This window comes from Marinobacter sp. 3-2, assembly GCF_003751355.1.
Lineage (GTDB): Bacteria > Pseudomonadota > Gammaproteobacteria > Pseudomonadales > Oleiphilaceae > Marinobacter > Marinobacter adhaerens.
Genome location: NZ_RJUQ01000001.1, coordinates 21,219 through 45,246, shown reverse-complemented (window position 1 = coordinate 45,246; position 24,028 = coordinate 21,219). Strand labels below are relative to the sequence as shown.

At 59.0% G+C, this 24,028-nt stretch carries 23 protein-coding genes; 12 read left to right on the top strand and 11 right to left on the bottom strand.

What is annotated here, in order from left to right; genetic code table 11:
- Nucleotides 1-209: 209 nt before the first annotated feature.
- Nucleotides 210-1,472, bottom strand: a complete 1,263-nt coding sequence (gene rho, locus EDB94_RS00210) for a transcription termination factor Rho (protein WP_008169890.1) — start codon at nucleotides 1,470-1,472, stop codon at nucleotides 210-212.
- A 364-nt stretch (nucleotides 1,473-1,836) separates the two neighbouring features.
- Here rho and moaB point away from each other — a divergent pair, with 364 nt between their 5' ends.
- The 4 genes from moaB to EDB94_RS00190 are packed head-to-tail and all read left to right on the top strand — an operon-like array spanning nucleotide 1,837 to nucleotide 4,368.
- A complete protein-coding gene (moaB, locus tag EDB94_RS00205; protein ID WP_053114150.1) occupies nucleotides 1,837-2,409 on the top strand; it encodes a molybdenum cofactor biosynthesis protein B in 573 nt (190 codons plus the stop codon).
- Nucleotides 2,410-2,442: 33 nt separating this feature from the next.
- Entirely contained in the window at nucleotides 2,443-3,657 is a 1,215-nt protein-coding gene (gene glp, locus EDB94_RS00200; protein WP_108019507.1) for a gephyrin-like molybdotransferase Glp, read from the top strand.
- A gap of 2 nt (nucleotides 3,658-3,659) precedes the next feature.
- Complete coding sequence (locus tag EDB94_RS00195; RefSeq protein ID WP_041644897.1) at nucleotides 3,660-3,920, top strand: MoaD/ThiS family protein; 261 nt, start codon at nucleotides 3,660-3,662, stop codon at nucleotides 3,918-3,920.
- A gap of 1 nt (nucleotide 3,921) precedes the next feature.
- The gene (locus EDB94_RS00190) at nucleotides 3,922-4,368 is read left to right on the top strand and encodes a molybdenum cofactor biosynthesis protein MoaE (protein ID WP_014575841.1); all 447 of its coding nucleotides are present in this window, start codon (nucleotides 3,922-3,924) and stop codon (nucleotides 4,366-4,368) included.
- Between the two features lie 64 nt (nucleotides 4,369-4,432).
- On the opposite strand, the gene trxA is transcribed toward EDB94_RS00190, so the two are convergent.
- Complete coding sequence (gene trxA / locus EDB94_RS00185; RefSeq protein WP_008169901.1) at nucleotides 4,433-4,759, bottom strand: thioredoxin TrxA; 327 nt, start codon at nucleotides 4,757-4,759, stop codon at nucleotides 4,433-4,435.
- A 293-nt stretch (nucleotides 4,760-5,052) separates the two neighbouring features.
- On the opposite strand from trxA, the gene ppx reads away from it, so the two are divergent.
- On the top strand, nucleotides 5,053-6,579 hold the full coding sequence (gene ppx / locus EDB94_RS00180) for an exopolyphosphatase (protein ID WP_053114142.1): 1,527 nt from the start codon (nucleotides 5,053-5,055) through the stop codon (nucleotides 6,577-6,579).
- Between the two features lie 6 nt (nucleotides 6,580-6,585).
- Here the strand turns inward: ppx and EDB94_RS00175 are convergent, their stop codons facing one another.
- Nucleotides 6,586-8,529 carry an ATP-binding cassette domain-containing protein gene (locus EDB94_RS00175; protein WP_108019504.1) on the bottom strand — a complete coding sequence of 648 codons (1,944 nt, stop codon included), beginning with the start codon at nucleotides 8,527-8,529 and terminating at the stop codon, nucleotides 6,586-6,588.
- Nucleotides 8,530-8,575: 46 nt separating this feature from the next.
- Between EDB94_RS00175 and EDB94_RS00170 the strand changes: the two genes are divergently transcribed.
- The 3 genes from EDB94_RS00170 to EDB94_RS00160 all read left to right on the top strand — a co-directional run bounded on the left by EDB94_RS00170 (nucleotide 8,576) and on the right by EDB94_RS00160 (nucleotide 10,357).
- Nucleotides 8,576-9,133, top strand: a complete 558-nt coding sequence (locus EDB94_RS00170) for a TIGR02444 family protein (RefSeq protein ID WP_108019502.1) — start codon at nucleotides 8,576-8,578, stop codon at nucleotides 9,131-9,133.
- Nucleotides 9,130-9,516, top strand: a complete 387-nt coding sequence (locus EDB94_RS00165) for a DUF4124 domain-containing protein (protein WP_014575835.1) — start codon at nucleotides 9,130-9,132, stop codon at nucleotides 9,514-9,516. Before EDB94_RS00170 ends, EDB94_RS00165 begins: the two co-directional genes overlap by 4 nt.
- 124 nt (nucleotides 9,517-9,640) lie before the next feature.
- On the top strand, nucleotides 9,641-10,357 hold the full coding sequence (locus tag EDB94_RS00160) for an FKBP-type peptidyl-prolyl cis-trans isomerase (RefSeq protein ID WP_008169914.1): 717 nt from the start codon (nucleotides 9,641-9,643) through the stop codon (nucleotides 10,355-10,357).
- Between the two features lie 95 nt (nucleotides 10,358-10,452).
- Here the strand turns inward: EDB94_RS00160 and EDB94_RS00155 are convergent, their stop codons facing one another.
- Both EDB94_RS00155 and EDB94_RS00150 read right to left on the bottom strand, forming a co-directional pair.
- The gene (locus EDB94_RS00155) at nucleotides 10,453-10,932 is read right to left on the bottom strand and encodes an Rsd/AlgQ family anti-sigma factor (RefSeq protein WP_008169916.1); all 480 of its coding nucleotides are present in this window, start codon (nucleotides 10,930-10,932) and stop codon (nucleotides 10,453-10,455) included.
- 100 nt (nucleotides 10,933-11,032) lie between these two features.
- The gene (locus EDB94_RS00150; RefSeq protein ID WP_175497417.1) at nucleotides 11,033-11,539 is read right to left on the bottom strand and encodes a disulfide bond formation protein B; all 507 of its coding nucleotides are present in this window, start codon (nucleotides 11,537-11,539) and stop codon (nucleotides 11,033-11,035) included.
- 93 nt (nucleotides 11,540-11,632) lie between these two features.
- On the opposite strand from EDB94_RS00150, the gene EDB94_RS00145 reads away from it, so the two are divergent.
- Nucleotides 11,633-12,082 carry a flagellar basal body-associated FliL family protein gene (locus EDB94_RS00145; RefSeq protein WP_062782906.1) on the top strand — a complete coding sequence of 150 codons (450 nt, stop codon included), beginning with the start codon at nucleotides 11,633-11,635 and terminating at the stop codon, nucleotides 12,080-12,082.
- Between the two features lie 20 nt (nucleotides 12,083-12,102).
- On the opposite strand, the gene rmf is transcribed toward EDB94_RS00145, so the two are convergent.
- The 4 genes from rmf to EDB94_RS00125 all read right to left on the bottom strand — a co-directional run bounded on the left by rmf (nucleotide 12,103) and on the right by EDB94_RS00125 (nucleotide 18,185).
- The gene (gene rmf / locus EDB94_RS00140) at nucleotides 12,103-12,318 is read right to left on the bottom strand and encodes a ribosome modulation factor (RefSeq protein WP_108019500.1); all 216 of its coding nucleotides are present in this window, start codon (nucleotides 12,316-12,318) and stop codon (nucleotides 12,103-12,105) included.
- 121 nt (nucleotides 12,319-12,439) lie between these two features.
- Nucleotides 12,440-13,993: a glutamate--cysteine ligase gene (gene gshA / locus EDB94_RS00135; protein WP_108019498.1), complete on the bottom strand. Its 1,554-nt coding sequence runs from the start codon at nucleotides 13,991-13,993 to the stop codon at nucleotides 12,440-12,442.
- Between the two features lie 66 nt (nucleotides 13,994-14,059).
- Nucleotides 14,060-16,399 carry a Tex family protein gene (locus EDB94_RS00130; RefSeq protein ID WP_108019496.1) on the bottom strand — a complete coding sequence of 780 codons (2,340 nt, stop codon included), beginning with the start codon at nucleotides 16,397-16,399 and terminating at the stop codon, nucleotides 14,060-14,062.
- 49 nt (nucleotides 16,400-16,448) lie between these two features.
- Nucleotides 16,449-18,185 carry a bifunctional diguanylate cyclase/phosphodiesterase gene (locus tag EDB94_RS00125; protein ID WP_014575830.1) on the bottom strand — a complete coding sequence of 579 codons (1,737 nt, stop codon included), beginning with the start codon at nucleotides 18,183-18,185 and terminating at the stop codon, nucleotides 16,449-16,451.
- 143 nt (nucleotides 18,186-18,328) lie between these two features.
- On the opposite strand from EDB94_RS00125, the gene rep reads away from it, so the two are divergent.
- On the top strand, nucleotides 18,329-20,347 hold the full coding sequence (rep, locus tag EDB94_RS00120) for a DNA helicase Rep (RefSeq protein ID WP_014575829.1): 2,019 nt from the start codon (nucleotides 18,329-18,331) through the stop codon (nucleotides 20,345-20,347).
- 64 nt (nucleotides 20,348-20,411) lie between these two features.
- On the opposite strand, the gene EDB94_RS00115 is transcribed toward rep, so the two are convergent.
- Nucleotides 20,412-20,825, bottom strand: coding sequence for a cytochrome c5 family protein (locus EDB94_RS00115; RefSeq protein ID WP_041644893.1), 414 nt, complete (start codon nucleotides 20,823-20,825; stop codon nucleotides 20,412-20,414).
- A gap of 202 nt (nucleotides 20,826-21,027) precedes the next feature.
- Here EDB94_RS00115 and EDB94_RS00110 point away from each other — a divergent pair, with 202 nt between their 5' ends.
- Entirely contained in the window at nucleotides 21,028-21,366 is a 339-nt protein-coding gene (locus tag EDB94_RS00110; protein ID WP_014575826.1) for a hypothetical protein, read from the top strand.
- Between the two features lie 11 nt (nucleotides 21,367-21,377).
- Nucleotides 21,378-22,505 carry a phospholipase A gene (locus EDB94_RS00105; RefSeq protein ID WP_108019494.1) on the top strand — a complete coding sequence of 376 codons (1,128 nt, stop codon included), beginning with the start codon at nucleotides 21,378-21,380 and terminating at the stop codon, nucleotides 22,503-22,505.
- Nucleotides 22,506-22,662: 157 nt separating this feature from the next.
- Here EDB94_RS00105 and EDB94_RS00100 read toward each other — a convergent pair whose 3' ends face one another.
- Nucleotides 22,663-24,021 carry a phosphomannomutase gene (locus EDB94_RS00100; protein WP_108019492.1) on the bottom strand — a complete coding sequence of 453 codons (1,359 nt, stop codon included), beginning with the start codon at nucleotides 24,019-24,021 and terminating at the stop codon, nucleotides 22,663-22,665.
- Nucleotides 24,022-24,028: the final 7 nt, after the last annotated feature.

Below are 24,028 nucleotides of genomic sequence, written 5' to 3'. Positions count from 1 at the left end.
GATATGCCAGTACTACGGAGATCGGTGGTCGCTGGACTGCTTTTTTCGGAGTCAGAACAAGGTGAGGACCTGCTTTCCCAGACACGCCGTGAACCCATCCCTGGGGGCTTGGTCTTGCCATCCATGGCAAGACACAGTCTGTGAAAGCAGGTCCCCACCTCGTTCTTCAGATCACCAGTTATTCGCGAGGCGCTCTACCCGGGAAGAGATCAACGACGCTTCATGGACTGGAAGAACTCGTCGTTGGTCTTGGTGTCCTTGAGCTTGTCCAGCAGGAACTCGATGGCGGCGGTATCGTCGTCCATGGAGTGCAGGAGCTTGCGCAGGATCCAGACCCGCTGGATGTCGGCTTCACTCATCAGCAGATCCTCACGACGGGTGCCGGAGCTTCGGATATTGATCGCCGGATAGGTCCGCTTCTCGGCAATCTTGCGATCCAGGTGGATTTCCATGTTGCCGGTGCCCTTGAACTCCTCGTAGATAACCTCGTCCATCTTGGAACCGGTGTTGACCAGCGCCGTGGCAAGGATGGTCAGGCTTCCACCTTCTTCCACGTTACGGGCGGCACCGAAGAAGCGCTTGGGTTTTTCCAGGGCATGGGCGTCAACACCACCGGTCAGGACCTTGCCGGAGGACGGGATCACCGTGTTGTAGGCACGAGCCAGACGGGTGATGGAATCCAGCAGGATGACCACGTCCTTCTTGTGCTCTACCAGACGCTTGGCCTTTTCAATCACCATTTCAGCAACCTGCACGTGGCGGGCCGGCGGCTCGTCAAACGTGGAGGCGATGACCTCGCCGCGCACGGTGCGCTGCATCTCGGTCACTTCCTCTGGCCGCTCGTCAATCAGCAGTACCATGACATGGCACTCTGGATTGTTGCGGGTGATGGACTGGGCGATGCTCTGCATCAGCAGTGTCTTACCGGCCTTGGGCGGGGAAACGATAAGCCCGCGCTGGCCTTTACCGATGGGCGCAACCAGGTCCAGGACCCGGGAGGAGAGATCCTCGGTACTGCCGTTACCGGCCTCGAGCATCAGGCGCTCGTCCGGGAACAGCGGCGTGAGGTTCTCGAAGAGAATCTTGTTTCGGGCGTTATCCGGCTTGTCGAAATTGATCTCGCTGACCTTCAACAAGGCAAAGTAGCGCTCACCATCTTTGGGCGGGCGAATCTTGCCTGCGACCGTGTCGCCCGTGCGCAGGTTAAACCGGCGGATCTGACTCGGAGAGACATAGATGTCGTCAGGCCCTGCCAGGTAGGAGGCGTCAGCGGAACGGAGGAAGCCGAAGCCGTCCTGCAGAATTTCCAGTACGCCGTCGCCGTAGATGTCTTCGCCGCTTTTTGCGTGCTTCTTCAGGATTGTGAAGATCACATCCTGTTTGCGCGAACGAGCCAGGTTATCGAGGCCCATCTCTTGCGCAATATCGAGCAATTCGGGCACGGATTTCTGCTTGAGTTCAGTAAGATTCATAGTTTGTTGGATTTTCAGGAATGGAAGTAAACGAGTATTGGAATGACAGGGGTGCCCCTGAACGTATTGATCGTAAAAAAACGCTGAACTTGGTGCTGGCCAGTTGGAGCAACCGGTGTAGATGGAGTCCGGAATTAAGGTACTGAAGCCAGAGAGTGGGAACAACCGTTCGCCGGGCAAGAGCGATCATCGGCCACCTGACTGGCGAATGTCAAGTGCACTGCACAAATTAACAGCAATTTCACGCCAAACCGGCCACAACCGGCCGCTGGCGCCTCCCCCTGATGGGTTACTCCCTTCCATTAAAAGCCCGTGATGGCGATACTGGCGTATAACAACTTTTCAACGATTATGGAGCCCATCCATGAGCAGTGTACCCAGTACCGAAATGAAACCCCTGAACGTTGCCCTGCTGACCGTCTCCGATACCCGTGGGCCTGAACAGGACACGTCCGGGCAATTTCTGGAGGACAGCGTGGTCGAAGCCGGCCACAACCTGGTCGCCCGCCGGATCCTGCCGGACGACGTCTATCTGGTGCGGGCCTTGTTGTCCGGCTGGATTGCCGATTCACAGGTGCACGCAGTGATCATTACCGGTGGCACCGGCCTGCTTGAACGAGATAGCACACCGGAGGCGGTAAGGCCTTTGCTCGACAAAACCATCGAAGGCTTTGGTGAGGAATTCCGCCGCCTGTCAGCCGCCGAAATCGGATCATCAACCGTGCAGTCACGGGCGATGGCGGGAATGGCAAACCACACGGTGATCTTCTGCCTGCCCGGCTCGACCGGCGCCTGCCGCACCGGCTGGGAAGGCATTCTCCTCAGTCAGCTGGACAGCCGTCACACACCATGCAATTTCTCGGGGCTGGTCTTGCGCAAACCCGAGAAGCCAATGTCGCGGCTCAACGAAGTCATTGGACAGCGCGCCAAGCGCTGAGGCAGAAGACATCCCGATCGGAGTTAAGACTTGATGGCCAAGCCAAACCTCACGCCCCTGGAAGATGCCCTGGACCACTTGTTGTCGGAAGCACCGGTGGTTGCGCAGATTGAAACCGTCGCACTGGCCGACTCCCTGGGCCGGGTACTTGCCGAAAACCACTATGTGCCGGCCGACGTGCCGCCGGCTGACAACAGTGCGGTGGACGGATACGCCCTGCGCAAACAGGATCTGCATGGAGACCGGCCAATACCGGTCTCGGCCCGGATTCCGGCCGGTGAAGCACCGAAGCCCCTGGAACCCGGCACCGCTGCGCGCATTTTTACCGGCTCAGAGATTCCCGAGGGCGCCGACTCGGTGGTCATGCAGGAGCGGATTGAGGTGACGGAATCCGGCATTCTTGTACAGGCGGAAGTAGACGAAGGGCAGAATATTCGCCGCCGGGGGCAGGATCTCACCCGGGGCGATCTTGCTCTGGCAAAAGGTACACAGGTACGTCCCAATGAGATGGGACTACTGGCCTCCATGGGCGTTGCCCGGGTCGCCGTCCTGGCGCGGTTGAAAGTCGCGATCCTGTCAACGGGAGATGAGCTGGTGGACCCTGGCTTGCCGCTCGGCCCGGGCCAGATCTACAACAGCAACCGCTTCACCCTGATGGGGCTGCTCACCGAAGCCGGTTGCGAGGTCGTTCTGTGCGAAACGCTCAGGGACAAGCGCGAGGCGACCCGCGAAACACTGCGGCGTGCGGCCGAGGCCGCTGACCTGGTTATCACCAGCGGTGGCGTATCCGTGGGCGAAGAGGACCACGTGCGTGCAGTGCTGGAGGAGTCAGGCAGTCTGTCGCTCTGGAAGATGGCCATCAAGCCCGGGAAACCGGTGGCTTTTGGTGCCATCGGGGGGACCCCGGTGCTGGGACTGCCCGGCAACCCGGGGTCTGTGCTGGTCACTTTCCTGATGGTGGGCATACCCTATATCCGGAAACGCCAGGGGCGCAACCCGAAACCTCTCTCGGGCGAGCGGATACCGGCAGACTTTACCATTGACTCGCCGTCGATACGCCGGGAGTTCGTCCGGGCCCGCAAGGAATCCCGGGGATCCGGGCCGGTGGTGGCCGCCTATCCCAACCAGAGCTCCGGCATCCTGAGCTCTACCTGTTGGGCCGACGGCCTGGCCGTGGTGCCTGAAAACAGCACCGTCAGCCCCGGCGACCTGCTAACCTACTACTCGTTTGCGGAACTGTTGAGCTGACCATGAGTGATAACACGATTACAGTGCGCTTCTTCGCCCGTCTGCGCGAAGACCTGAAAACCGACCAGCTGGCTATCGACGCCAGGCCTGGCCTCACAGCGGGCGATGTACTCGCAGAGCTGGCCAGCCAGGGCGGCCCCTGGGATCAGTTGCAGGGCGACCAGCCGGTTATGATTGCGATCAACCAGGCCATGGCGAAACCGGGCTCTGAGGTGAAAGCCGGCGACGAGCTTGCCTTTTTCCCGCCGGTCACCGGAGGTTAAGATGATTTCGGTCCAGTCTGACGATTTTGATGTGGCCGCTGAATACGCGGCGCTGCGTGACAGTGGCGCCGGCACCGGCGCCATTGCAACGTTTACCGGCCTGGTGCGGGACAGCGGTGACTTGCAGGGCGTTACCGGGCTTTACCTGGAACACTACCCCGGAATGACCGAACAGGTGATCCAGGGGCTCATTGATGACGCCTCGAAGCGCTGGGATGTGCGCAAGGCCCGGGTGATTCACCGGGTAGGCAGGCTGGCGCTGTGCGACCAGATTGTCTTCGTCGGGGTGTGCAGCGCCCACCGTGGGGACGCGTTCGCGGCCTGCGAGTTCATCATGGACGCCCTGAAGACATCCGCTCCGTTCTGGAAAAAGGAAATCACCTCAGACGGAGAGCACTGGGTGGAACAGAAAGAATCCGATCGGGCGCGCTCCGAGGACTGGAAGTAACTGGCCATAAAAAAACCGCCCGTGAGCCTGGGCTCAGGGGCGGTTTCTGGTGACCTGCCTGCAATCAGAGATTGCTGTCCAGGAAAGCCGCCAGCTGGGATTTGGAGAGTGCGCCGACTTTCGTGGCGTCCACGTTGCCGTTCTTGAACAGCATCAGGGTGGGGATACCGCGGATGTTGAACTTCGGCGGGGTCTGCTCGTTCTCGTCAATGTTGAGCTTGCAGACTTTCAGTTTGCCGTCGTATTCGTCGGCAATCTCTTCAAGCACCGGGGCAATCATCTTGCAGGGGCCGCACCACTCTGCCCAGTAGTCCACCAGAACGGGGACGTCGGACTGCAGTACATCCTGCTCAAAAGAAGCGTCGGTTACATTTACGATATTTCCGCTCATTACCTTTTCCTGATTCATGCACTACTGCTGCACATCGACATGTCCCTTTCAGGGAATAACCTGCCGGGCACAGGTGCTGTTGACTGTCGCTGAAGGCTGTCCGGGTTATACGGACAACCTTTCACCCAAATCACGGTAAGACATACTTTACGCGATTGATCAGCCGGATGTGAAGCGGTAAGAACCGATCCAGGCCTGACCCTCGTCAAATGCGCGGTTTTCCGGTTACTGACAGGCCTGAGGGATTTCGCTTATAGTACCCCGCACGTTCATCTCAAAAGGATTCCGACCACGTGACGGCCGCATCCACCGCCGAAAACGCTGCCGCCTCATCCGAGGTACTCGCAGCCATCGACATGGGCTCGAACAGCTTCCACATGGTGGTTGCCCGACTAGTGCATGGGGAAATCCGGACCCTCGAGAAGATGGGAGAAAAGGTTCAGCTCGGCGCCGGGCTGGACCAATACAACCGGCTCACTGAAGACGCCCAGGAGCGGGCCCTCGCCTGCCTGGGACGCTTCGCTCAACGGCTAAAGGGCATGCCGCCAGAGGCGGTGCAGATTGTCGGCACCAACGCGCTTCGCGTGGCCCGCAATGCCCATCAGTTCATGGCCCGGGCCGAAGAAGCGCTGGGCTACCCGGTAGAGATTATTGCCGGCCGCGAGGAAGCACGCCTGATCTATCTGGGGGTTTCCCATACCCTCTCCGACGACATCGGGCGTCGACTGGTTATTGATATTGGCGGTGGCAGCACCGAATTCATCATCGGCCAGCGGTTTGAACCCCAGGAGCTTGAAAGCCTGCACATGGGCTGCGTGTCGTTCCGTAACCGGTATTTCCCGGACGGCAAGATAACCAGGCGGCAGATGGACAAGGCAGTGACCCACGCAGAACAGGAACTGCTCAACATCCGCCAGCATTACCGCTCCGTGGGGTGGCAAAGTGCGGTGGGCTCATCCGGCTCGATCAAAGCCATTGCCAGCGTATTGGCGACCCTGAAGATCACCGACGGCACCATTACCCTCGCCGCCATGCAGGAACTTCGCAAGCGGCTGGTGGACATGGGTAAAACAGAAAAACTGGGAGATCTGGGCGTACGCTCGGACCGCCAGAGCATATTCCCGGCCGGATTTGCCATCCTGATGGGGGCATTCCAGTCCCTTGGTATCAAGGACATGGCGTTCGCCGATGGGGCTCTGCGGGAAGGTCTGCTTTACGACATCGTAGGGCGAATCCAGCACGAGGATGTCCGTGAGCGAACCATTTCTGCGCTTCAGGAGCGTTACCACGTTGACCAGGCACATGGCGCTGCCGTTGAGGAGACTGCCGTGGCAGCATGGCGGCAGGTTGCCGACGCCTGGGCCCTGAACACCCCGGCAGATGAAGAAGTACTGCGCTGGGCCTGCCGACTGCATGAGATCGGCCTGACCATTTCCCATAGCCAGTACCATAAACACGGCGCCTACCTGTTGCGCTACTCGGATCTGCCCGGCTTCACCCAGCAGTTCCAGCGCGACCTGGCAACTCTCGTGCGCGGCCACCGGCGAAAATTCGCCTCGGCAATCTTCGAGGGCCTGGACCCGGAAGACATTGCCAGGCTGCGTTACCTCTGCGTGCTGGTGCGCCTGGCGGTTCTAATTCAACACCCACGCAACATGGAGCCGCCTCCGGCCTTCACCCTGACGGCACACAAGGACAAGCTGGTGCTGGAGTTTCCGTCAGGTTGGCTGGATGACAGGCCACTGACCCTGGCCGACCTGGAAAACGAACGGGACTATCTCGCCAAACAGGACTTTGTTCTGGAACTGAACGGCGGCTGAGCGCGCTCAGCCAGCCAACTCGGCCTCCAGGGACTCCACCTCTTCGCTAACTTCAAGCCACTGCGCCTCCACCTCTTCCAGGCGGGCGGTTGCGGTGGCCTGCTCCGCCAACAACTCTTTCAGACGGGTCTTGCCGCTGTCGTCGTAAAGGTCAGGGTCGGATAGCTGCTCTTCCAGAGCTGACAGCTTCTGCTGAAGCTGGTTCATTTCCTTTTCCAGTGCACTCTGTTTTTTACGGTAGGGGCTGAGTTTCTGGCGAAGTGCCGCCTCTGCCCGCTTGCGCGCCTTCCGATCTTCGGCACTCTCGCCCACCGCTTCAGCGGCCTCGGGCGCCCCCTCCTGGCCGACCGGCACTCTCCTAGGTGCCTCGGTTTCGTCTTTCCGGCGGTCCGCCAGCCAACGCTCATAGTCTTCCAGATCGCCCTGGTACTCCGTTACCCGACCATCATTGACCAGCCAGAACTCGTCTACGGTGTTCCTGAGCAAGTGCCGGTCGTGAGAAACCACCACAATAGCGCCTTCAAAGTTCTGCAGCGCCATGGTCAGAGCCTGGCGCATTTCCAGATCCAGGTGGTTCGTGGGCTCGTCCAGCAGGAGCAGGTTGGGTCTCTGCCATGCGATCACGGCCAGCGCCACGCGGGCCTTTTCGCCACCGGAAAACGACCGGATGGCACTCAGGGCTTCATCGCCATGAAAATCAAAGCCACCAAGGAAATTCCGTATACTCTGCTCTGACGCCTTCGGGGAAAGCCGCTGAAGATGCAGGAAAGGGCTGGCATCCAGATCCAGGGATTCCAGCTGATGCTGGGCAAAGTAGCCGATGGCCAGATGCTCGCCACAGGTACGATCACCAGACATCAACGTGCCCTCACCCCGGAGTGCATCCATCAGGGTGGACTTGCCCGCACCATTGGGACCCAGCAGCCCGACCCTGCTGCCCGGCAACAGGGTCAGGTTAATGCCGTTGAGGATTGCAGTACTGCCGTGCCCGGCCTTGCCATTGCGTATCGACAACAGCGGATTGGAAACCTTCTCGGCCACCGGAAACTCGAAGCTGAACGGCGAATCGATATGGGCCGGGGCAATGCGCTCCATCCGCTCCAGAGCCTTGACGCGGCTCTGGGCCTGACGGGCCTTCGTGGCCTTGGCCTTGAACCGATCGATGAACCGCTGGATTTCGGCGATCCTGGCCTGCTGGCGTTCAAAACCGGCCTGCTGCTGGGCCAGACGCTCACTGCGCTGGCCCTCAAAGGCTGAGTAATTACCCGTATACAGTTCCAGGTTACGGCGATCGAAATGCACGACATGGGTAGCGACCCGATCCATGAAATCGCGGTCGTGGGAGATAAACAGCAGGGTCCCGGGATAGCGCCGCAGCCAATTCTCAAGCCACAGACAGGCATCCAGATCCAGGTGGTTGGTGGGCTCGTCCAGAAGCAGCAGATCGGACGGTCGCATCAAGGCCTGGGCCAGGTTCAGGCGGATTCGCCAACCACCGGAAAACGCCGATACCGGCCGGTTCGCGTCCTCGTCCGAGAATCCCAGCCCGCGCAGCAAAGCCTCGGCCCGGCGGCCGGCGGACCAGGCCTCGTGCACATCCAGCTCGCCGTGTATGCGGGCAATGGCATGATCGTCACCTGCGGCCTCGGCCCTGGCAAGTTCACCTTCCAGGCGGCGCAAATCCAGGTCGCCATCTAGAACAAAATCCCTCGCGCTGCGCTCGGTGGCTTCGACCTCCTGCGCCATGTGGGCAATCCGGCAACCACCCGGAAGAGAGACGGCGCCCTGCTCTGGCGCCAACTGGCCCAGCAAGAGCTGGAAAAGACTGGATTTGCCGGCACCATTGGCACCGACGATCGCGACACGCTGGCCGGGTTGCACCGTCAGGCTGACGGATTCTAGCAACCAGACGCCGCCCCGTTGTAAACTGAGATCGGTTATCGTTAACATGCTTTCATTTTATCAACGTAAAGTGTTCAGGGAAGGCACAGCGCCTATGTCGGTCCGCTCGGCGACCACCCCGGATTTTTCGACACCGCCGCTGGAACTTCCGGCAGATCTGGAACCGGACAACCCGCTCTGGCGTTTTGCCCTGGCGTTCTGGAAACGTCCGGATGTCCAGAACAGCTGCCTGGCGCTTCAGAATCAGGGCTGGAGCGTAACGCGGATTCTCGGTGCGGCCTGGCTTGCACTCTCCGGCAGGGTCTTCGCCGGGGTCGAGGACGCTACGGTAACAGAGTGGCGCGATCGTGTAACCGTTGCCCTCCGGAGCGCGCGGAAATCGCTGCCCGACAGCGCCGACAACTGTCAGAAGCTTCGCGCCGGCATCGCCGGCCTGGAGCTTGAAGCCGAACAGATTGAACTGGCCCTGAGCTGGCGAACGCTAATGACCATTAACCCGGAACACGCAGACATGCAGGGACGCGACGCACTGATCATCAACAATCTGTTTGCGGCAGCACCGACCTTACCCGTTGAGGAGGATGCAAGGCCCTTGCTGAATACACTGGCCGATACTCTGGCCCACTTTCCCAAGGGAGACCATCAGCCATGATGATGAAATGGCTCATACGGCTCTCGTTCCCGGCTCTCGGGTTATTGCTGTTGCTGATTTTCTTCGGTCTGAACGACCCGGAGCAGGTCTCCGAACCTGTGGCAGAGCACGAGCAGCCCGAGATTCCCGCGTTTGAAGGTCTGGTTCCGTCCCCGATTCCCACCGAGGGCCCCGAAATCGTGTTCAAATGGCAGGATACCGACGGCAACTGGCACTACGCAGACCAGCCGCCCGAACAGGGCCGCTGGAATACTCTCGCTATCGAGCGGCGTGACAAGGCCTTCCCCCGGATTCAGCCGCAGGAGCCGGAAACAGACTGGCAATCTCCCTACAGCGCACCTTTCTCCCTGGGTCCCTCCGCTGCCGGTACCAACGGCAGCTGAGCTGACACGTCCGGTTTCTTAACACATGTTCAGTGGCATCTGATGCCGGAACCCGTTACCTTCTGCGTTCTGACAAACACAACGCGGGGCCCTGCCCCAAGCACCGACGTTAAAGGATAATGCAATGAAGAAAACGCTCCTTGCACTGGCAGTGACCGGCCTCGTGGCCGGCTGTTCCACACCCCCCGAAGCCCCGGAACAACCGAAACTGGATTCCACCGATCAGAAAGTGAGCTATGGCATGGGCCTGGTTCTCGGTGAGCGCATGGGTAACGACCTGCCGAATCTGCAGATGGACCAGTTCCTCCAGGGCATCCAGCACGGCCACGCCGGCGATGAAGAAGCCAAGCGCATGAGCCGCGAGGAAATCCAGCAGGCTCTGATGACCTACCAGCAGCAGCTGCAGGAAGAGCAGGGCAAGCAGATGGAAGAATTGGCCCAGAAGAACCTGGATGCCGGCGAAGCCTTCCTTGCCGAGAACGCAGAGCGTGAAGGTGTGGAAACCACTGAATCCGGCCTGCAATACGAAGTACTTGAGCAGGGTGACGGCGAAAAGCCGGCAGCAACAGACACCGTTCAGGTGCATTACACCGGTGAACTGCTGTCCGGTGAAGTATTTGACAGTTCCCGCGAGCGCGGTGAGCCGGTTACCTTCGCCCTGAACCAGGTGATTCCCGGCTGGACCGAGGGCCTGCAGCTGATGAGCGAGGGTGCCCGTTACAAGCTCTACATTCCGTCCGATCTGGCCTACGGCCCCGGCGGCAACAGGGCGATCGGCCCCAACGAGACCCTCGTGTTTGATGTCGAGCTACTCGAGATCAACCCTGGCTCCGGAGACTAAGCGCCAGAACAGGCAGCTGTCAGTTCTGAGGCTGCCACACGAAAAAGCCCCAGCCGGCGATGCCGGACTGGGGCTTTTTTTGATTCAGGGATTTCTCAGGCAGAGGCTACTTTGCCGGCATGGGCATTGTGCAGATGCTCGATCAGGAAATCCTCCATCTCGAACCGGGTCTCCAGAGTTTCACCCAGCTTCGACAATTCACCGAACAGTTCTTTGACATCCTCTTCGGACAAATCCCGGCCATCCAGCCGGTCATTGAAGTTAAGGGCAACCTCGGTGGTTTGCTCAATACGGGGATAAACCTTGGCAGCCAGCTCCAGCCCGCCATCGTTAAATTCCCGGGCCTCTCGCACCAACTGCTCGTAGATCTCGAAATGACCGGTAGACACGTAATCCACCAGAACTTCACACAGGCGTACGAATTTTTCTCTCAATGCTTCGGTCTGCGAGAAGTCGCTTTCTCCGGACAGGTCGCAGTAATGCACCAGAAGCTCCTGACGCTCCTTGAGCCAGCGATCAATCAGCTCGCTGACGCCGCCCCAGCGCTCCCTGGCATTTCGGCAATTTTCCAACATGACGCCTGTTCTCCGCTTGTCTTGACTACTTCTGTTTCGGTTTTGATTTTTATTAGGTTTGGATCAACTTACCCCATGGCTGCGGTTCCCCGCAACCGTTTCAGCCTCGAATCCATTCCCGGGGTTTTTGCCGGCGAAACATCAAAACCAGACCGGTGATGACAAGCAGCGAGAAAAAGACAGCAGTCCAGCCGGGAATGCTCAAACCCAGGAACCGCCAGACCACTTCAGCGCAGTCCCCGGTTCCCTGGAGCGCGGTAGACAGAACCTCGAACCACGGCAGAACGTCCAGCATGTAGTCCACCGAAGGCCCGCATGCCGGCACCTGGTCCGCCGGCAGGCTCTGCAGCCACAACTGCCGCCCGGCGACACCCAGCCCTGCTCCGGCGGTCAGCACCAGCAGGAACCCATAGATCCGAACGCCGAATCCGGTGGGGCCATGGAGAAAGGCCAGGAAACTGACCAGACCGGCACCCATGAAGCCGAAGCGCTGTAACCAGCAAAGCGGGCAGGGCTCGAGCCCCATCACATGCTCCATATAAAAAGCCACACCAAGGAGTGCGGCACATACAAGGAAAATAAGCCCGAAAACCCATCTGCTGGTCAAAAGAACACCTCGAATCGTGAATTGAAACTGCAAGCGGCCACAGGGCCTGCTATTCTCGTCACTTAACCCTAAACCACGATCAACTTCAAGCCTATGACACGCCAGCCAAAATCTGTTCTGACGCTTCTTTTTCTATTGTTTGCAACGATCTCTTTGCCGGCCGTTTCCCAGGAAGAGGAAAATGCCGACGAGGAGGTGGCTGAAGAAGAAAACAGCTTTACCGACTACATCAGCATGGATCCACCGTTCGTGACCCACGTGGGTACGCCCGGCAACAAGCCAACCTATCTGAAAGCCGCGGTCAGTCTACGGGCAAACAGCGCGAGCGCACGGCCTGCCGTGGATGCCCACATGCCCCGATTGCGACACGAACTGGTCATGCTGTTTGGTGAGCAAACGGATACCGATCGCCTCACCTCAATGGAAGGCCAGGAGGCGCTGCGCGAAGAAGCCAAACAGCGAATCAATGCGGTACTGGAAGAGCAGCAGACCGGCGAAAGCATAGCCGGCGTGCTGTTTACGGAGTTTGTCGTGCAGAAGTGAAGCTGGAACCGGCCAGTGGTTCAGGCGATCCGCGAGAACAGATCATCTGACTGGTCGCGGTCATCACGGGCCACCTGATCGGCATCATCCCAACCGGCTTCCCAGGCCGCAATAACGACGTCACCACGATAGGGGCAGCGGGATTTGTCCATGCCCATGTTGGCAGACATATAGCCCTGACGGTAAGCCTTGTTCAGGGCTTCCACGTCCCAGCCGAGTTTGATATCCCTTGCCATAGCGGTCTCTCCCGATCCTGATGTTACAAAAATTAACAGCCGGACCGGAGGGAGACAAATCTTTGTTCAGTTTCTGTGCGTCAGGTCCGCAGACTCCTGCGACACCTCCCGAACCCAACGCTCAAGAGCTCAGGTACTGTTCCAGAAACTCGCTGAACGACAGGGTATCGGCGCTTTCCATGTCGGCCTGCTCGGTCAGGGATTCTGACGTCATGGCCTCAAACGCGCGGCGCACATCATCACCAAGACCTTCCTGCCTAAGGCTCTGCTGATGCTGCCGCGCCATTTCCATGCCCCACTCCCGGTGACCCAGGCCAGAGGAACGCATGGCATCGAGAACCCGGGCAGACGGCACGGTCCATTCACCGGTCAACACTTCGCGCTGGGCGGCAAGGGCGTTGCGGTAGGTGTCATCACCCCGCCAACTATCGAGCAGTTCCGCAAGGGGCTCCAGCTGCGACAGAATGTCGTTCGCAGCGTCGGATACCGGGGTACGATGCCCACCACGGCAAAGCGCCAACTCTCGATAACGCCCATTGGCGACCACATCCTTGTAGTTGTCATCCAGGCGCTCACACTCGGCATCGCCAATTCGGGGAGAGTCTGCTAACAGGCAGTCCAGCAGGAACAGATCCAGAAAATCGATCTGGGCCTCGTTCACGCCAACCGGCGAGAAGGGATCAAGGTCCAGACATCGCACCTCAATGTACTCCACACCCCGGGCTTCGAGGGCCTGGATGGGCTTTTCCTCACGCTGCGTCGTGCGTTTTGGGCGCACCGCGCTGTAATACTCGTTCTCGATCTGCAGTACGCTGGTGTTGATCTGGATGAACTTGTCGCCCCGGCGGGTGCCGATCGACTCATACGCCGGCCAGGTGGTGTGAATGGCCCGATCCAGAGTCTGGGTGTAGGTGCTCAGCTCGTTGAAACAGATATTCAGGGATGCCTGTGCGTTGTTGTGGTACCCAAGATCGCCCATCCGCAACGAGGTTGCGTACTCACCGAACCAGGTGCGTTCATCAAATCGCGAGAGATCATGGTTCACGCCGGCTACAAAGCTGGCATCCAGGGCGGGCGAAGCACCGAACAACAACATCAGCAGCCAGCTGCGGCGGCGGAAATTGCGAATCAGCCAGAAATACTGGTCCGACTTGAAGTCCTTCAGGCTTTGCTCGTTGCCCAGCAATTCCTGCCACTTGTGCCAGAAACTGTCGGGCAGGGACAGATTGTAGTGGGCGCCCGCGATGCTCTGCATCATGCGGCCGTAGCGCACGGCCAGTCCCTGCCGGTAAACATGCTTGAGCTGACCAATATTGGAGCTGCCATACTCGGCGATGGGGATACTCGGGTCACCATCCAGCTCACAGGGCATGCTTGTCGCCCAGAACACTTCGTCACCCAGGTTCTGCTGCACAAACGTGTGGATATCCCGCAGCGATTTCAGCATGCCTGCCGTGCTGTCGAACACCGGCGTAATCAGCTCCAGCAAGGCCTCTGAATAGTCGGTGGTAATCCTCGGATGGGTCAGCGCCGACCCCAGGGCTTCGGGGTGCGGAGTCTGGGCGATGAAGCCGTTGCGATCCACCCGCAGCCCTTCTTTTTCGACACCCTTGAGGAAACCATCCCAGTCGCTGGCAGCGAACTGACGAAATACGGAATGGCGGGATTCAGCCATGGTCGACTCCTGCTGCGGCCGGCTTGCTCTTTTGCATAACCGGCCGGTGAAAAGATTGTAAACCCGTCAGCTGTCCTTGCGCGCCGAGGCAAGTGCCTGGGCCAGCGCACCAGCCATGGCGCCCTGTGGGGATTTCTGACCGGAACCGGCATTACCGGCATTCCGGTTTCCGCCCTTGCGGCTGGCTCCGGAGCGGTTGGCAGCCATTGGCTTGCCTTCGTTTTTCTCGCCAGGCTGATCGTCCATACGCATGGTCAGGGCAATTCGCTTGCGCGGGATATCCACGTCCATCACCTTGACCTTGACGATATCCCCGGCCTTGACCACTTCCCGGGGATCCTTGACGAAGGTGTGGGACAGCGCGGAAATGTGCACCAGGCCATCCTGATGCACACCAATATCCACAAACGCGCCAAAGTTGGTCACGTTGGTCACCGAGCCTTCCAGCACCATGCCGGGTTTGAGATCGCTCAGGGTTTCGACCCCTTCCTCAAAACTTGCGAACCTGAATTCCGGTCGCGGATCCCGCCCCGGTTTCTCCAGTTCCGAGATGATGTCCTTGATAGTCGGCAAACCGAACTGTTCTGTTACGTAATCCTGGGGATTCAGACCACGCAGGAACGAGGAATCGCCGATGATATCGCCCACTTCGCGATTATTTTTCCGGGCGATGGCCTCGACCACGCCATAGGCTTCCGGGTGCACGGAGGACCGGTCCAGGGGGTTCTCACCGCCGGCAATACGCAGAAAACCCGCCGCCTGCTCGAACGTGCGGTCCCCGAGACGGGTGACCTTGAGCAGCTGTTTCCGGTTGCGGAACATGCCGTTCTGGTTGCGGAACTCAATGATGTTCTGGGCGATGGTCTGGTTCAGGCCCGAGACCCTTGCCAGCAGTGGCGCTGACGCCGTGTTCAGATCCACACCCACGCCGTTTACGCAGTCTTCCACTACGGCATCCAGGCTTCGTGACAGCTGCACCTGGGAAACGTCGTGCTGGTACTGCCCCACCCCGATGGATTTCGGCTCGATTTTCACCAGTTCGGCCAGCGGATCCTGCAGTCGGCGGGCAATGGACACCGCGCCGCGAATGGTGACATCCAGATCGGGCAGTTCTTTTGAGGCGAACTCGGAGGCTGAATAGACCGAAGCACCGGACTCACTGACCACGATCCGGGCCAGCTTCAATTCGGGGTAACGCTTGCTGAGGTCGCCGACCAGCTTCTCCGTTTCCCGGGAAGCGGTGCCATTGCCGATGGCCACCAGTTCAATCTTGTACTCCCGACACCAGGCCGCCAGTTGCTCGATGGAACGGTCCCATTGGTTCTGGGGCGCATGGGGAAAGATGGCACCGTGGCCGGCCACCTGGCCAGTGCCATCGATTACAGCCACTTTCACCCCGGTGCGTAGCCCTGGATCCAGGCCCAGGGTCGGACGTGGACCGGCCGGCGCAAGCAGCAGAAGATCCTTGAGGTTGGCGGCGAACACGTTGATGGCCTCGGTTTCTGCCGCTTCGCGGACCTGTGCCATGAGATCGGTTTCAATCTGGGTGGAGAGTTTCACCCGCCAGGTCCAGCGAACCACCTCCGAGAGCCATTTGTCGGCAGCACGACCATTGTCCCGGATATTCCAGCGAGCGGCGATGCGCTGCTCGGCCGGGTGGGGCGCACGGCGGTCATCCTCGGCATCACCAACAACAATCGTGTAGCCAAGAACGCCCTCGTTCCTGCCCCGCAGGATGGCCAGGGCACGGTGGGACGGAACTTTCTTAAGCGGCTCAACGTGGTCGAAATAATCACGGAACTTGGCCCCCTCGTTTTCCTTGCCTTCCACCACGGTGACTTTCAGCTGGCCTTCCTGCCAGATAAAGTCCCGCAGGCTGCCCAGCAGCTCGGCATCCTCGGCAAAACGCTCCATCAGAATGTAGCGGGCGCCATCCAGGGCAGCCTTGGTATCTTCCACGCCGGCGTCTTTGTTCAGGTAGCCCTGGGCAGTGGTTTCAGGATCGAGAGTCGGATCATCATAGAGGGCGTCAGCCAGCGGCTCCAGACCCGCCTCGCGGGCAATCTGGGCCTTGGTCCGGCGCTTGGGCTTGTAGGGCAGGTAAAGATCTTCCAGACGGTTCTTGGTGTCGGCGTCCTGGATGGTGGCCTTGAGCTCGTCGGTCAGCTTGCCCTGCTCCTCAATGCTCTTGAGGATAGTGGCACGACGGTCTTCCAGTTCCCGCAAATAGCGCAGACGTTCTTCCAGGCTCCTCAGCTGGCTGTCATCCAGTGAGCCTGTGATCTCTTTCCGGTAGCGGGCGATAAACGGAACGGTCGCGCCTTCGTCGAGCAGTTCGACGGTGGCATTAACCTGTTGCTCGCGGACACCGAGTTCCTCGGCGATACGCCTGGAGATACTGTTCATGCAACCTCTGTCTGATGCTTTGCCAATAAACCAGCAAAGGTACAGCGGCTTACTGCTGCAGGCAAGCGGCCTGTCCCCGCTTGTTCAGGAATTGCACAAGATCCGCCCAGGGCATGGGCCGGGCGTAGTAATAGCCCTGGATTTCATCGCAATGCTGCTGGCGCAGAAACTCCAGTTGCCCTTCGGTTTCCACTCCTTCGGCGACGACGCTGATCTGCAAGCTGTGGGCCAGACTGATAATGGCCCGGATAATATGTTCGGCGTCTGCCGAATTGCCCAGTTCCTGAACGAACGACTTGTCGATTTTCACCAGCGAGATCGGCAGATGCTGGAGATTACTCAGTGAGGAAAAGCCGGTTCCAAAGTCGTCCAGCGCGAAGCTGATACCCAGCTGGTTTAACTCCCGCAGGCAGCGCTGGGCGTACTCCGGGTCGTGCATCATGGCACTCTCGGTCAGCTCCAGCTCCAGCAGACTGGTATCCACGTTGGCGTTAAAGATGATGCGGAAAATGGTTTCGGTCATCTTGCGATCGTGAAACTGCCTGAACGACAGGTTGACCGCGAACACCAGCCCGGGGAAACCGAGCTCGGCGGATTCCTGCAGGCGTTTGCAGGCCTGCTCGATGACCCAGTAACCAATGGGCACGATCAACCCGCTGCGCTCGGCAACCGGAATGAATTCGTCCGGCCCCACCAGCCCGCGCTCCGGGTGATTCCAGCGCAACAGGCATTCGACACCCCGTACTTCTTCCGTGGCCAGATCAATCCGGGGCTGATAGTAAAGCTCCAGTTCCTTGCCTCGAAGGGCGTTGCGGAGGTCTGCCTCCAGACGAAGCTGGTAACCGGCGGAAATGTGCAGCTGGCGGTCGTAAAAACGGTAGCTGGTGCCCGGATCCCGTTTTGCTTCGAACATGGCGCGGTTGGCCCGGCGCAACAGATTCTCGGCGCTGTCTCCGGCTTCCGGGTAGGTTGCGACACCGAGGCTGGCACTGACCACGACCGTCTGGCCATCGATCGTAACCGGCTCATCAAGGGCGTTGACCACCTTGCGGATAATCTGGGTGATATCGAGGGAGTCCTCGACCTTTTCAACAATAATGGCCAGTTCGTCACCCCCGATACGCATCAGCGAATCGACGCGCCGGAGAGAATGACGAAGCCGCTCTGCCAGCTTCATCATCAACTGGTCGCTTTTCTGGTAACCGAAAGATTCGTTAATGCTGCGGAAGTCATCGATATTGAGGTGCAACAAGGCCAGCCGATGGCCTGCACGCTCGGCCCGCAGCAGGGCCTGCTGGAGACGATCGAAGAAAAGGTCCCGGTTGATAAAACCGGTGGCGACTTCGCGGCCCAGCTGACCATGGGCGGACTCGGACAACTGGTCCCGATACCACAGGCACTTCACGGCCCGACGGAACGTCCAGTGGTCCAGGGTTTGACGACAAAGGTAATCGGCAGCGCCGGCAGCCAGCAACTCTGGCGCGCGCTCCATCGGCGGCTCGGCACTGAGGGCCAGAACGGGTTTTTCATTGCTGGCGACCGCCAGATATTGCAGGAAAGACGCCTCTGAGCCACCATGGAACACGCAGTCCCAGACGATGACATCAAAACTGGCGTTACGGATCAGATCATCACAATCCACCAGATCCGGGCACCAGGTCGCGTCCGCACTGATGTCGACGTCACCCGCCAGAAGAGCATTCAGCCAGAGAAAATCAGCGTAGTCTGGTGTAAGAACCAAAAGGCGCAACTGTCCGGGCCTCATGGTTTCCAGTGGCAGTGTCATCAAGCAGGATCCATTTATGCGTGAACAACCGAGTCCGTTCTGTTAATCATAGTCTATAGATCCCCAAGGTACAGTAACTCTGTCTGGTGTAGAATAAGCCCACGTCTGTTATCCCCATTTCGTTCCATTCTGGCCATTTATTTGTGAACAAGCTCAACCCGAGACAAAGCGAAGCAGTCCGCTATGCCGATGGCCCGATGCTGGTGCTTGCCGGGGCAGGCAGTGGCAAGACCAGCGTGATTACCCGCAAGATTGCCTACCTGATCGAGCAACTCGGAATACCGGGGCGTCATATTGCCGCGGTCACCTTCACCAACAAGGCTGCCCGTGAAATGAAAGAGCGGGTTGGCAGGATCGTTGACCGGAAGCTGACCCGGGGCCTGATTGTATCTACTTTTCACAATCTTGGCCTCAATATGATCCGTGAGGAGCACACGCATCTTGGCTACCACCCCGGCTTCTCGATCTTTGATGCCGAGGATGCCAAGGCCCTGTTACAGGATCTGATGCTCCGGGAAGCCAGCGCCGAGGCCGGGGACGAACTCAACGACATCCAGATGACCATCTCCTCCTGGAAAAACGCCATGCGGGGGCCGGCCGAGGCCCTGAGCAAGGCTGCCGATGAGCGCGAACAGCGTATTGCCATCATCTACAAGAAATACAACGAGTACCTGAAAGCCTACAACGCGGTCGATTTTGATGATTTGATCCTGCTTCCCGTGATGCTCTTCCGCTCGAATCCGGACGTGCTCGCGAAATGGCGGCGTAAGATTCGCTACATGCTGGTGGATGAATACCAGGACACCAACGTGTGCCAGTATGAACTGGTCAAGCAGCTGGTGGCCGAGCGAGCCGCGTTTACCGTGGTTGGAGACGACGACCAGTCCATCTATGCCTGGCGCGGTGCCCGGCCCGAAAACCTGGCCCAGCTCAAGGAAGACTTCCCAAGCCTGAAAATCGTCAAGCTTGAGCAGAATTACCGTTCCACTGCCCGGATCCTGCGCAGTGCCAACACAGTGATTGCCAATAATCCCCACGTGTTCGAGAAGGCGCTGTGGAGTGATCACACCATCGGCGAGGAAATACGGATTGTCCGATGCCGCAACGAAGACGCGGAAACCGACCGCGTTGCCACCGAGATCCTCGACCAGAAGCTAAAAAAAGGACTCGATTTCCGGGACTTTGCCGTGCTGTATCGGGGTAACCACCAGGCACGACTGCTGGAAATGAAGCTGCAGGCCTACCAGATCCCCTACCGCATCTCCGGCGGCCAGTCGTTTTTCTCGAAGAACGAGATCAAGGACGCCATGTCCTACCTGCGGCTGTTGATCAATCCGGACGACGACGCCGCGTTTCTGCGGGTGGTCAATGTGCCACGCCGGGAGATCGGTCCGCGCACGCTGGAGCAGCTCAGTCACTACGCCCGGTCCCGCAACGTCAGCCTGTTCAAGGCCCTGGGTGACATGGGCGCAGAGACCCACGTGACCGAGAAGGGGCTGGATCGCCTGCGGCGTTTTGCCCACTGGGTGGATGCCACCTGCGAGCGATTGCACAGCGAGAACCCGATACCCGTGATCAAACAGCTGTTCACGGACATCGAATACGAGGAGTGGCTGCACCAGCACTCCGGCACCCCCAAACAGGCCGAGCGGCGGATGGAGAACATCTGGTACCTGGTGGAGTCCATCCAGCGAATGCTCGACGATGGCAAGGGCACGGCCGATGAGCTCGGCATCGAAGATGCCATCACCAAACTGATCCTGCGGGACATGATGGAACAGCGGGAAGAGGACGATGACAGCGACAAGGTTCAGCTGCTCACCCTGCACGCGTCGAAGGGCCTGGAGTTTCCCCACGTATTCATCATGGGGCTTGAAGAAGAAATCCTGCCCCACCGCAGCAGTATTGAAGAAGGTAATATCGAGGAAGAACGGCGACTGATGTACGTGGGTATTACCCGCGCCCGGGAAACGCTGACCCTGACCTATGCGGCGACCCGAAAACAGTACGGCGAGAAACTCGAAACCATCCCGAGCCGCTTCCTTGATGAGCTGCCCGAGGAAGACCTGAAATGGGAAGGGACTGGCGACCTGGATGTGGAAGCCAATCAGAAAAAGGGAAAGGCCACGCTCAGCGCCCTGCTGGGAGACCTTGGCCTTTAGCTGATCGTGCAGCTACAAAAAAAGCCCCGTTGTGGGGCTTTTTTCAGCAAGCAAAACCTTCGGCTTACTGGCTTTGCTCTACAAGATACTCAACGCCGGCCTGGATCTCTTCATCCGGGCAGTTTGCGCAGCCGCCTTTGGCAGGCATGGCGTTAAAGCCATTGATCGCATGGCTGACCAGCGTCTCGAGACCCTTGTCGATACGGGGAGCCCAGGCAGCAGTATCGCCAATCTTGGGTGCGCCAGCAGCGCCCGTGGTGTGGCATGCCATACACACAGCATCATAAACCTCACTGCCAGAACGAGGACCAGAGCTGGCGGTCTCGGTCGGAGCGGCGGCACTGCCACATTCGTCACCCTGCAGGCACACTTCGCCAACCGGCTGGATACGTGCACGGATTTCATCTTCGACGCTTGCCATTACGGCGCTAGCTGTCAGGCCTGCAACGACCAATACAGCAGCCAGGACTCTCTTCATCTTCACAATGCACCTCGCATTTGAGCGTTATAATCTTCGGTCGCCGCATTATAGCGACTGAAACCTGGCAAAAAAACCAAAGAGCAAAATCATAAATTGATTTCAACCATTTTAATTGCGATTTCGTAAGTCAGAGGGTGTTTCGCGAACAATCCGGTTACCATGGTGTTCGCCGACGTTTCATCATTCAGGACCTGTTTCCATGACCAATTCGGAACCGACTTCACCCCACCCGTTGCGCAAACCGCTGCTGATTGCCGAATTTACAGCGCTTGCCGTTTTGCTGGCTTCCATGGGGTGGTTTTCCAGCCAGACCAGCGACGGTCAGACCATCAGCGCCGGCTGGCTGCTGATTCCAGCCTTCGCCAGCCTCGGGGTCTTCATCAGTTTTATCGGCCTCATGTACCTGCGCTGGGTAGCCTCGGCGGAAAGTGGCAACCGGTTCAAGCACAAGGTTATTTTCTCACTTCTGGCCGTCACCCTGATCGGCGTCTGGATCTATGGCATTGCCAACACCTGGTTCAGTCTGACCGCCAGCTAGGAGAGCACCTGATGACATCCCCACACCTGTTGGCGCCGCCCACGGCCATCACTACCCTCTCGCTGATGCTGGCGGTGCCTGTAAACGTGGCGGCACAGACTGAGGAAGCGCCCTCCATTGATTCACCCGAACAGTGCGCCCTGATTGACGATGGCATCAAGCGACTGGCCTGTTTTGACAGCCTCTACAAACCCACAGAGAGCCAGGCCCAGGCATCGGAAAGCGCCAAGGAACAGGCCGAGAAGAGCGCGGAGCAACTGGCGCCCAATGGTAAAGATCTCGATGCCGTTGCCGGCAATGCCCTGGAAGGCGATTCCGACGCCGGCGTTATGTCCGCCTTGGTGGACCGCTATGTGGCCGCCGAGAAAGCCGTATTCTCCTTTTCCGGCAGCTTTGTGGGACACCGGCCCACCTACATCCTGCCGGTGAGCTGGGTAAAAGACCCGAACGAATCGCCATCCAGTCCCCGGCTAGGGTCCATCGGTTATGACTACGACCTGGAACGGGAAGAAGCCAAGTACCAGATCAGTTTCAAGGTCCCACTGCTGACGGGAATTCTGGACGACCGCACAACACTCTGGTTTGGCTATACCCAGACCTCGTTCTGGCAGGTGTACAACCAGGACGACTCCGCGCCTTTCCGGGAGACCAACTACGAGCCGGAGATATTCGCCCGATACCAGACCGACTGGGATATCGGACCGGGCCGACTCAATGGCGTGACCCTCGGATTCAATCACCAGTCCAACGGGCAGTCAGAACCGAGGTCCCGGAGCTGGAATCGCATCATGGGATCAGCGGCCTACAGTTATGATCGCTGGCTCTTTATGGTCCAGCCCTGGTATCGGATTCCGGAGAACAATGACGATGATAATGCGGACATCCAGCGCTACCTGGGGTATGCCAATTACCATGCGGTATACAAGCTGACCGAGGATCGGACGTTTTCGTTGCGGCTGATGAATAACCTGCGGTCGGATGATAACAAGACGTCGGTGGAGTTCGGGTACAGTTTCCCAATGGGGGATACGGTTAAGGGGTTTTTCCAGTACTACAACGGGTATGGGGAGAGTCTGATCGACTATAACCACCGGATTCAGCGGTTCGGTATCGGGATTATGCTGAACGACTGGCTCTGACTTTGCCTTGACGCTTCGGTGCAAGACCGCTCGTCACGGTTCCCCTTCCTGAAACACGCTCCTTGCGGCACATCCCTGTGGCGCTTGGGCTCCGCCATCCATGGCTCCGCACAGTTTCAGGAAGGGGAACCGCGCCGATCGGCCCCAAGCTGCAGCGCTAACCCTCTTCGTTCAATCTCTGCATTTCAGCCAGCAACTCTTCCGTCTTTTCTTCCATCAACGGAATATTCGCCCTTGATTCTACATTGAGGCGCACAACCGGCTCGGTGTTGGACATCCGCAGGTTGAAGCGCCAGTCGTCGAATTCGATGCTCACGCCGTCCACGTGGCTGACGTTCTTGGCGCCAACGCTGTACTTGGCTTCAATCGCGGCGATGACCTTGGGGGGATCATCGATGGTGCGGTTGATTTCGCCGCTGGCGGGGTAGGCTTCGATTCGAGCGTCAATGAGCGACGACAGGGTCTGACCGGACTGGCAGAGGCGCTCGGCGACCAGCAGCCAGGGGATCATGCCGCTGTCGCAATAGGCGAAGTCGCGGAAGTAGTGGTGGGCGCTCATTTCGCCACCGTACACGGCGTCTTCGTCACGCATTCTCTGTTTGATGAAGGCGTGGCCGGTCTTGCTCTCGATAGCTTCGCCACCGGCGGCTTTCACCAGATCAAGGGTGTTCCAGGTCAGGCGGGGGTCGTGGATGACTTTGCCGCCGCCGGTTTTGCGCAGGAACTGGTCTGCAAGCAAACCAACAATGTAGTACCCCTCGATGAAACGGCCGTTTTCGTCGAAGAAGAAGCAGCGGTCGTAGTCGCCGTCCCAGGCGATGCCCATGGCGGCGCCTTCCGCGATAACGGCGTCGGCCGTCGCCGCCCGGTTTTCCGGGAGGATCGGGTTCGGTGCGCCGTTGGGAAAATGGCCGTCTGGCTGGTGGTGCACTTTCACGAATTCAAAGGGCAGGTGCTGTTCGAGTTCATCGATCACCAGGCCGGCGCCGCCGTTACCGGCGTTGCAGACAATGGTCAGCGGGCTAAGCGAACCGGCATCGATATACCCCAGGAGATGGTCCACGTAGGCGCTCATCACCTCAAGCGGTTCGTAGCGGCCCTGCTGGGGCGCATCACCGAATGGCTCCAGCACCCGGTCGCGGATCTCGTTCAGACCGTTATCGGAGCTGATCGGCCGGGACTCAGGGCCGACCATTTTCATGCCGTTGTGATCTTTGGGATTGTGGCTGGCAGTTACCATTATGCCGCCGTCCATCTTGTAATGGCTGGTGGCAAAATACACCTGCTCGGTGCCGCACAGGCCGATATCAAACACATCCGCGCCGGCGGCCATGAGGCCGGAGCTGAGTGCCTCGGCAATGTCGGGACTGGACAGCCGGATGTCGTAGCCCACGATGACTTTTTTCGCGCCGGTAATTTCCACGTAGGCGCGCCCGATTTTTTCGGCCAGGACCGGATTCAGTTGATCCGGCACCCGGCCCCGCAGGTCGTAGGCTTTAAAACAGGACAAGTCCATTGTCTGG

What these genes read in the sequence shown, in the direction of transcription:
- rho (WP_008169890.1), bottom strand. Translation starts at nt 1,472, where the DNA reads ATGAATCTTACTGAACTCAAGCAGAAATCCGTGCCCGAATTGCTCGAT.
- moaB (WP_053114150.1), top strand. Translation starts at nt 1,837, where the DNA reads ATGAGCAGTGTACCCAGTACCGAAATGAAACCCCTGAACGTTGCCCTG.
- glp (WP_108019507.1), top strand. Translation starts at nt 2,443, where the DNA reads ATGGCCAAGCCAAACCTCACGCCCCTGGAAGATGCCCTGGACCACTTG.
- EDB94_RS00195 (WP_041644897.1), top strand. Translation starts at nt 3,660, where the DNA reads ATGAGTGATAACACGATTACAGTGCGCTTCTTCGCCCGTCTGCGCGAA.
- EDB94_RS00190 (WP_014575841.1), top strand. Translation starts at nt 3,922, where the DNA reads ATGATTTCGGTCCAGTCTGACGATTTTGATGTGGCCGCTGAATACGCG.
- trxA (WP_008169901.1), bottom strand. Translation starts at nt 4,759, where the DNA reads ATGAGCGGAAATATCGTAAATGTAACCGACGCTTCTTTTGAGCAGGAT.
- EDB94_RS00175 (WP_108019504.1), bottom strand. Translation starts at nt 8,529, where the DNA reads ATGTTAACGATAACCGATCTCAGTTTACAACGGGGCGGCGTCTGGTTG.
- EDB94_RS00170 (WP_108019502.1), top strand. Translation starts at nt 8,576, where the DNA reads ATGTCGGTCCGCTCGGCGACCACCCCGGATTTTTCGACACCGCCGCTG.
- EDB94_RS00165 (WP_014575835.1), top strand. Translation starts at nt 9,130, where the DNA reads ATGATGATGAAATGGCTCATACGGCTCTCGTTCCCGGCTCTCGGGTTA.
- EDB94_RS00160 (WP_008169914.1), top strand. Translation starts at nt 9,641, where the DNA reads ATGAAGAAAACGCTCCTTGCACTGGCAGTGACCGGCCTCGTGGCCGGC.
- EDB94_RS00155 (WP_008169916.1), bottom strand. Translation starts at nt 10,932, where the DNA reads ATGTTGGAAAATTGCCGAAATGCCAGGGAGCGCTGGGGCGGCGTCAGC.
- EDB94_RS00145 (WP_062782906.1), top strand. Translation starts at nt 11,633, where the DNA reads ATGACACGCCAGCCAAAATCTGTTCTGACGCTTCTTTTTCTATTGTTT.
- rmf (WP_108019500.1), bottom strand. Translation starts at nt 12,318, where the DNA reads ATGGCAAGGGATATCAAACTCGGCTGGGACGTGGAAGCCCTGAACAAG.
- gshA (WP_108019498.1), bottom strand. Translation starts at nt 13,993, where the DNA reads ATGGCTGAATCCCGCCATTCCGTATTTCGTCAGTTCGCTGCCAGCGAC.
- EDB94_RS00130 (WP_108019496.1), bottom strand. Translation starts at nt 16,399, where the DNA reads ATGAACAGTATCTCCAGGCGTATCGCCGAGGAACTCGGTGTCCGCGAG.
- EDB94_RS00125 (WP_014575830.1), bottom strand. Translation starts at nt 18,185, where the DNA reads ATGACACTGCCACTGGAAACCATGAGGCCCGGACAGTTGCGCCTTTTG.
- EDB94_RS00115 (WP_041644893.1), bottom strand. Translation starts at nt 20,825, where the DNA reads ATGAAGAGAGTCCTGGCTGCTGTATTGGTCGTTGCAGGCCTGACAGCT.
- EDB94_RS00110 (WP_014575826.1), top strand. Translation starts at nt 21,028, where the DNA reads ATGACCAATTCGGAACCGACTTCACCCCACCCGTTGCGCAAACCGCTG.
- EDB94_RS00105 (WP_108019494.1), top strand. Translation starts at nt 21,378, where the DNA reads ATGACATCCCCACACCTGTTGGCGCCGCCCACGGCCATCACTACCCTC.
- EDB94_RS00100 (WP_108019492.1), bottom strand. Translation starts at nt 24,021, where the DNA reads ATGGACTTGTCCTGTTTTAAAGCCTACGACCTGCGGGGCCGGGTGCCG.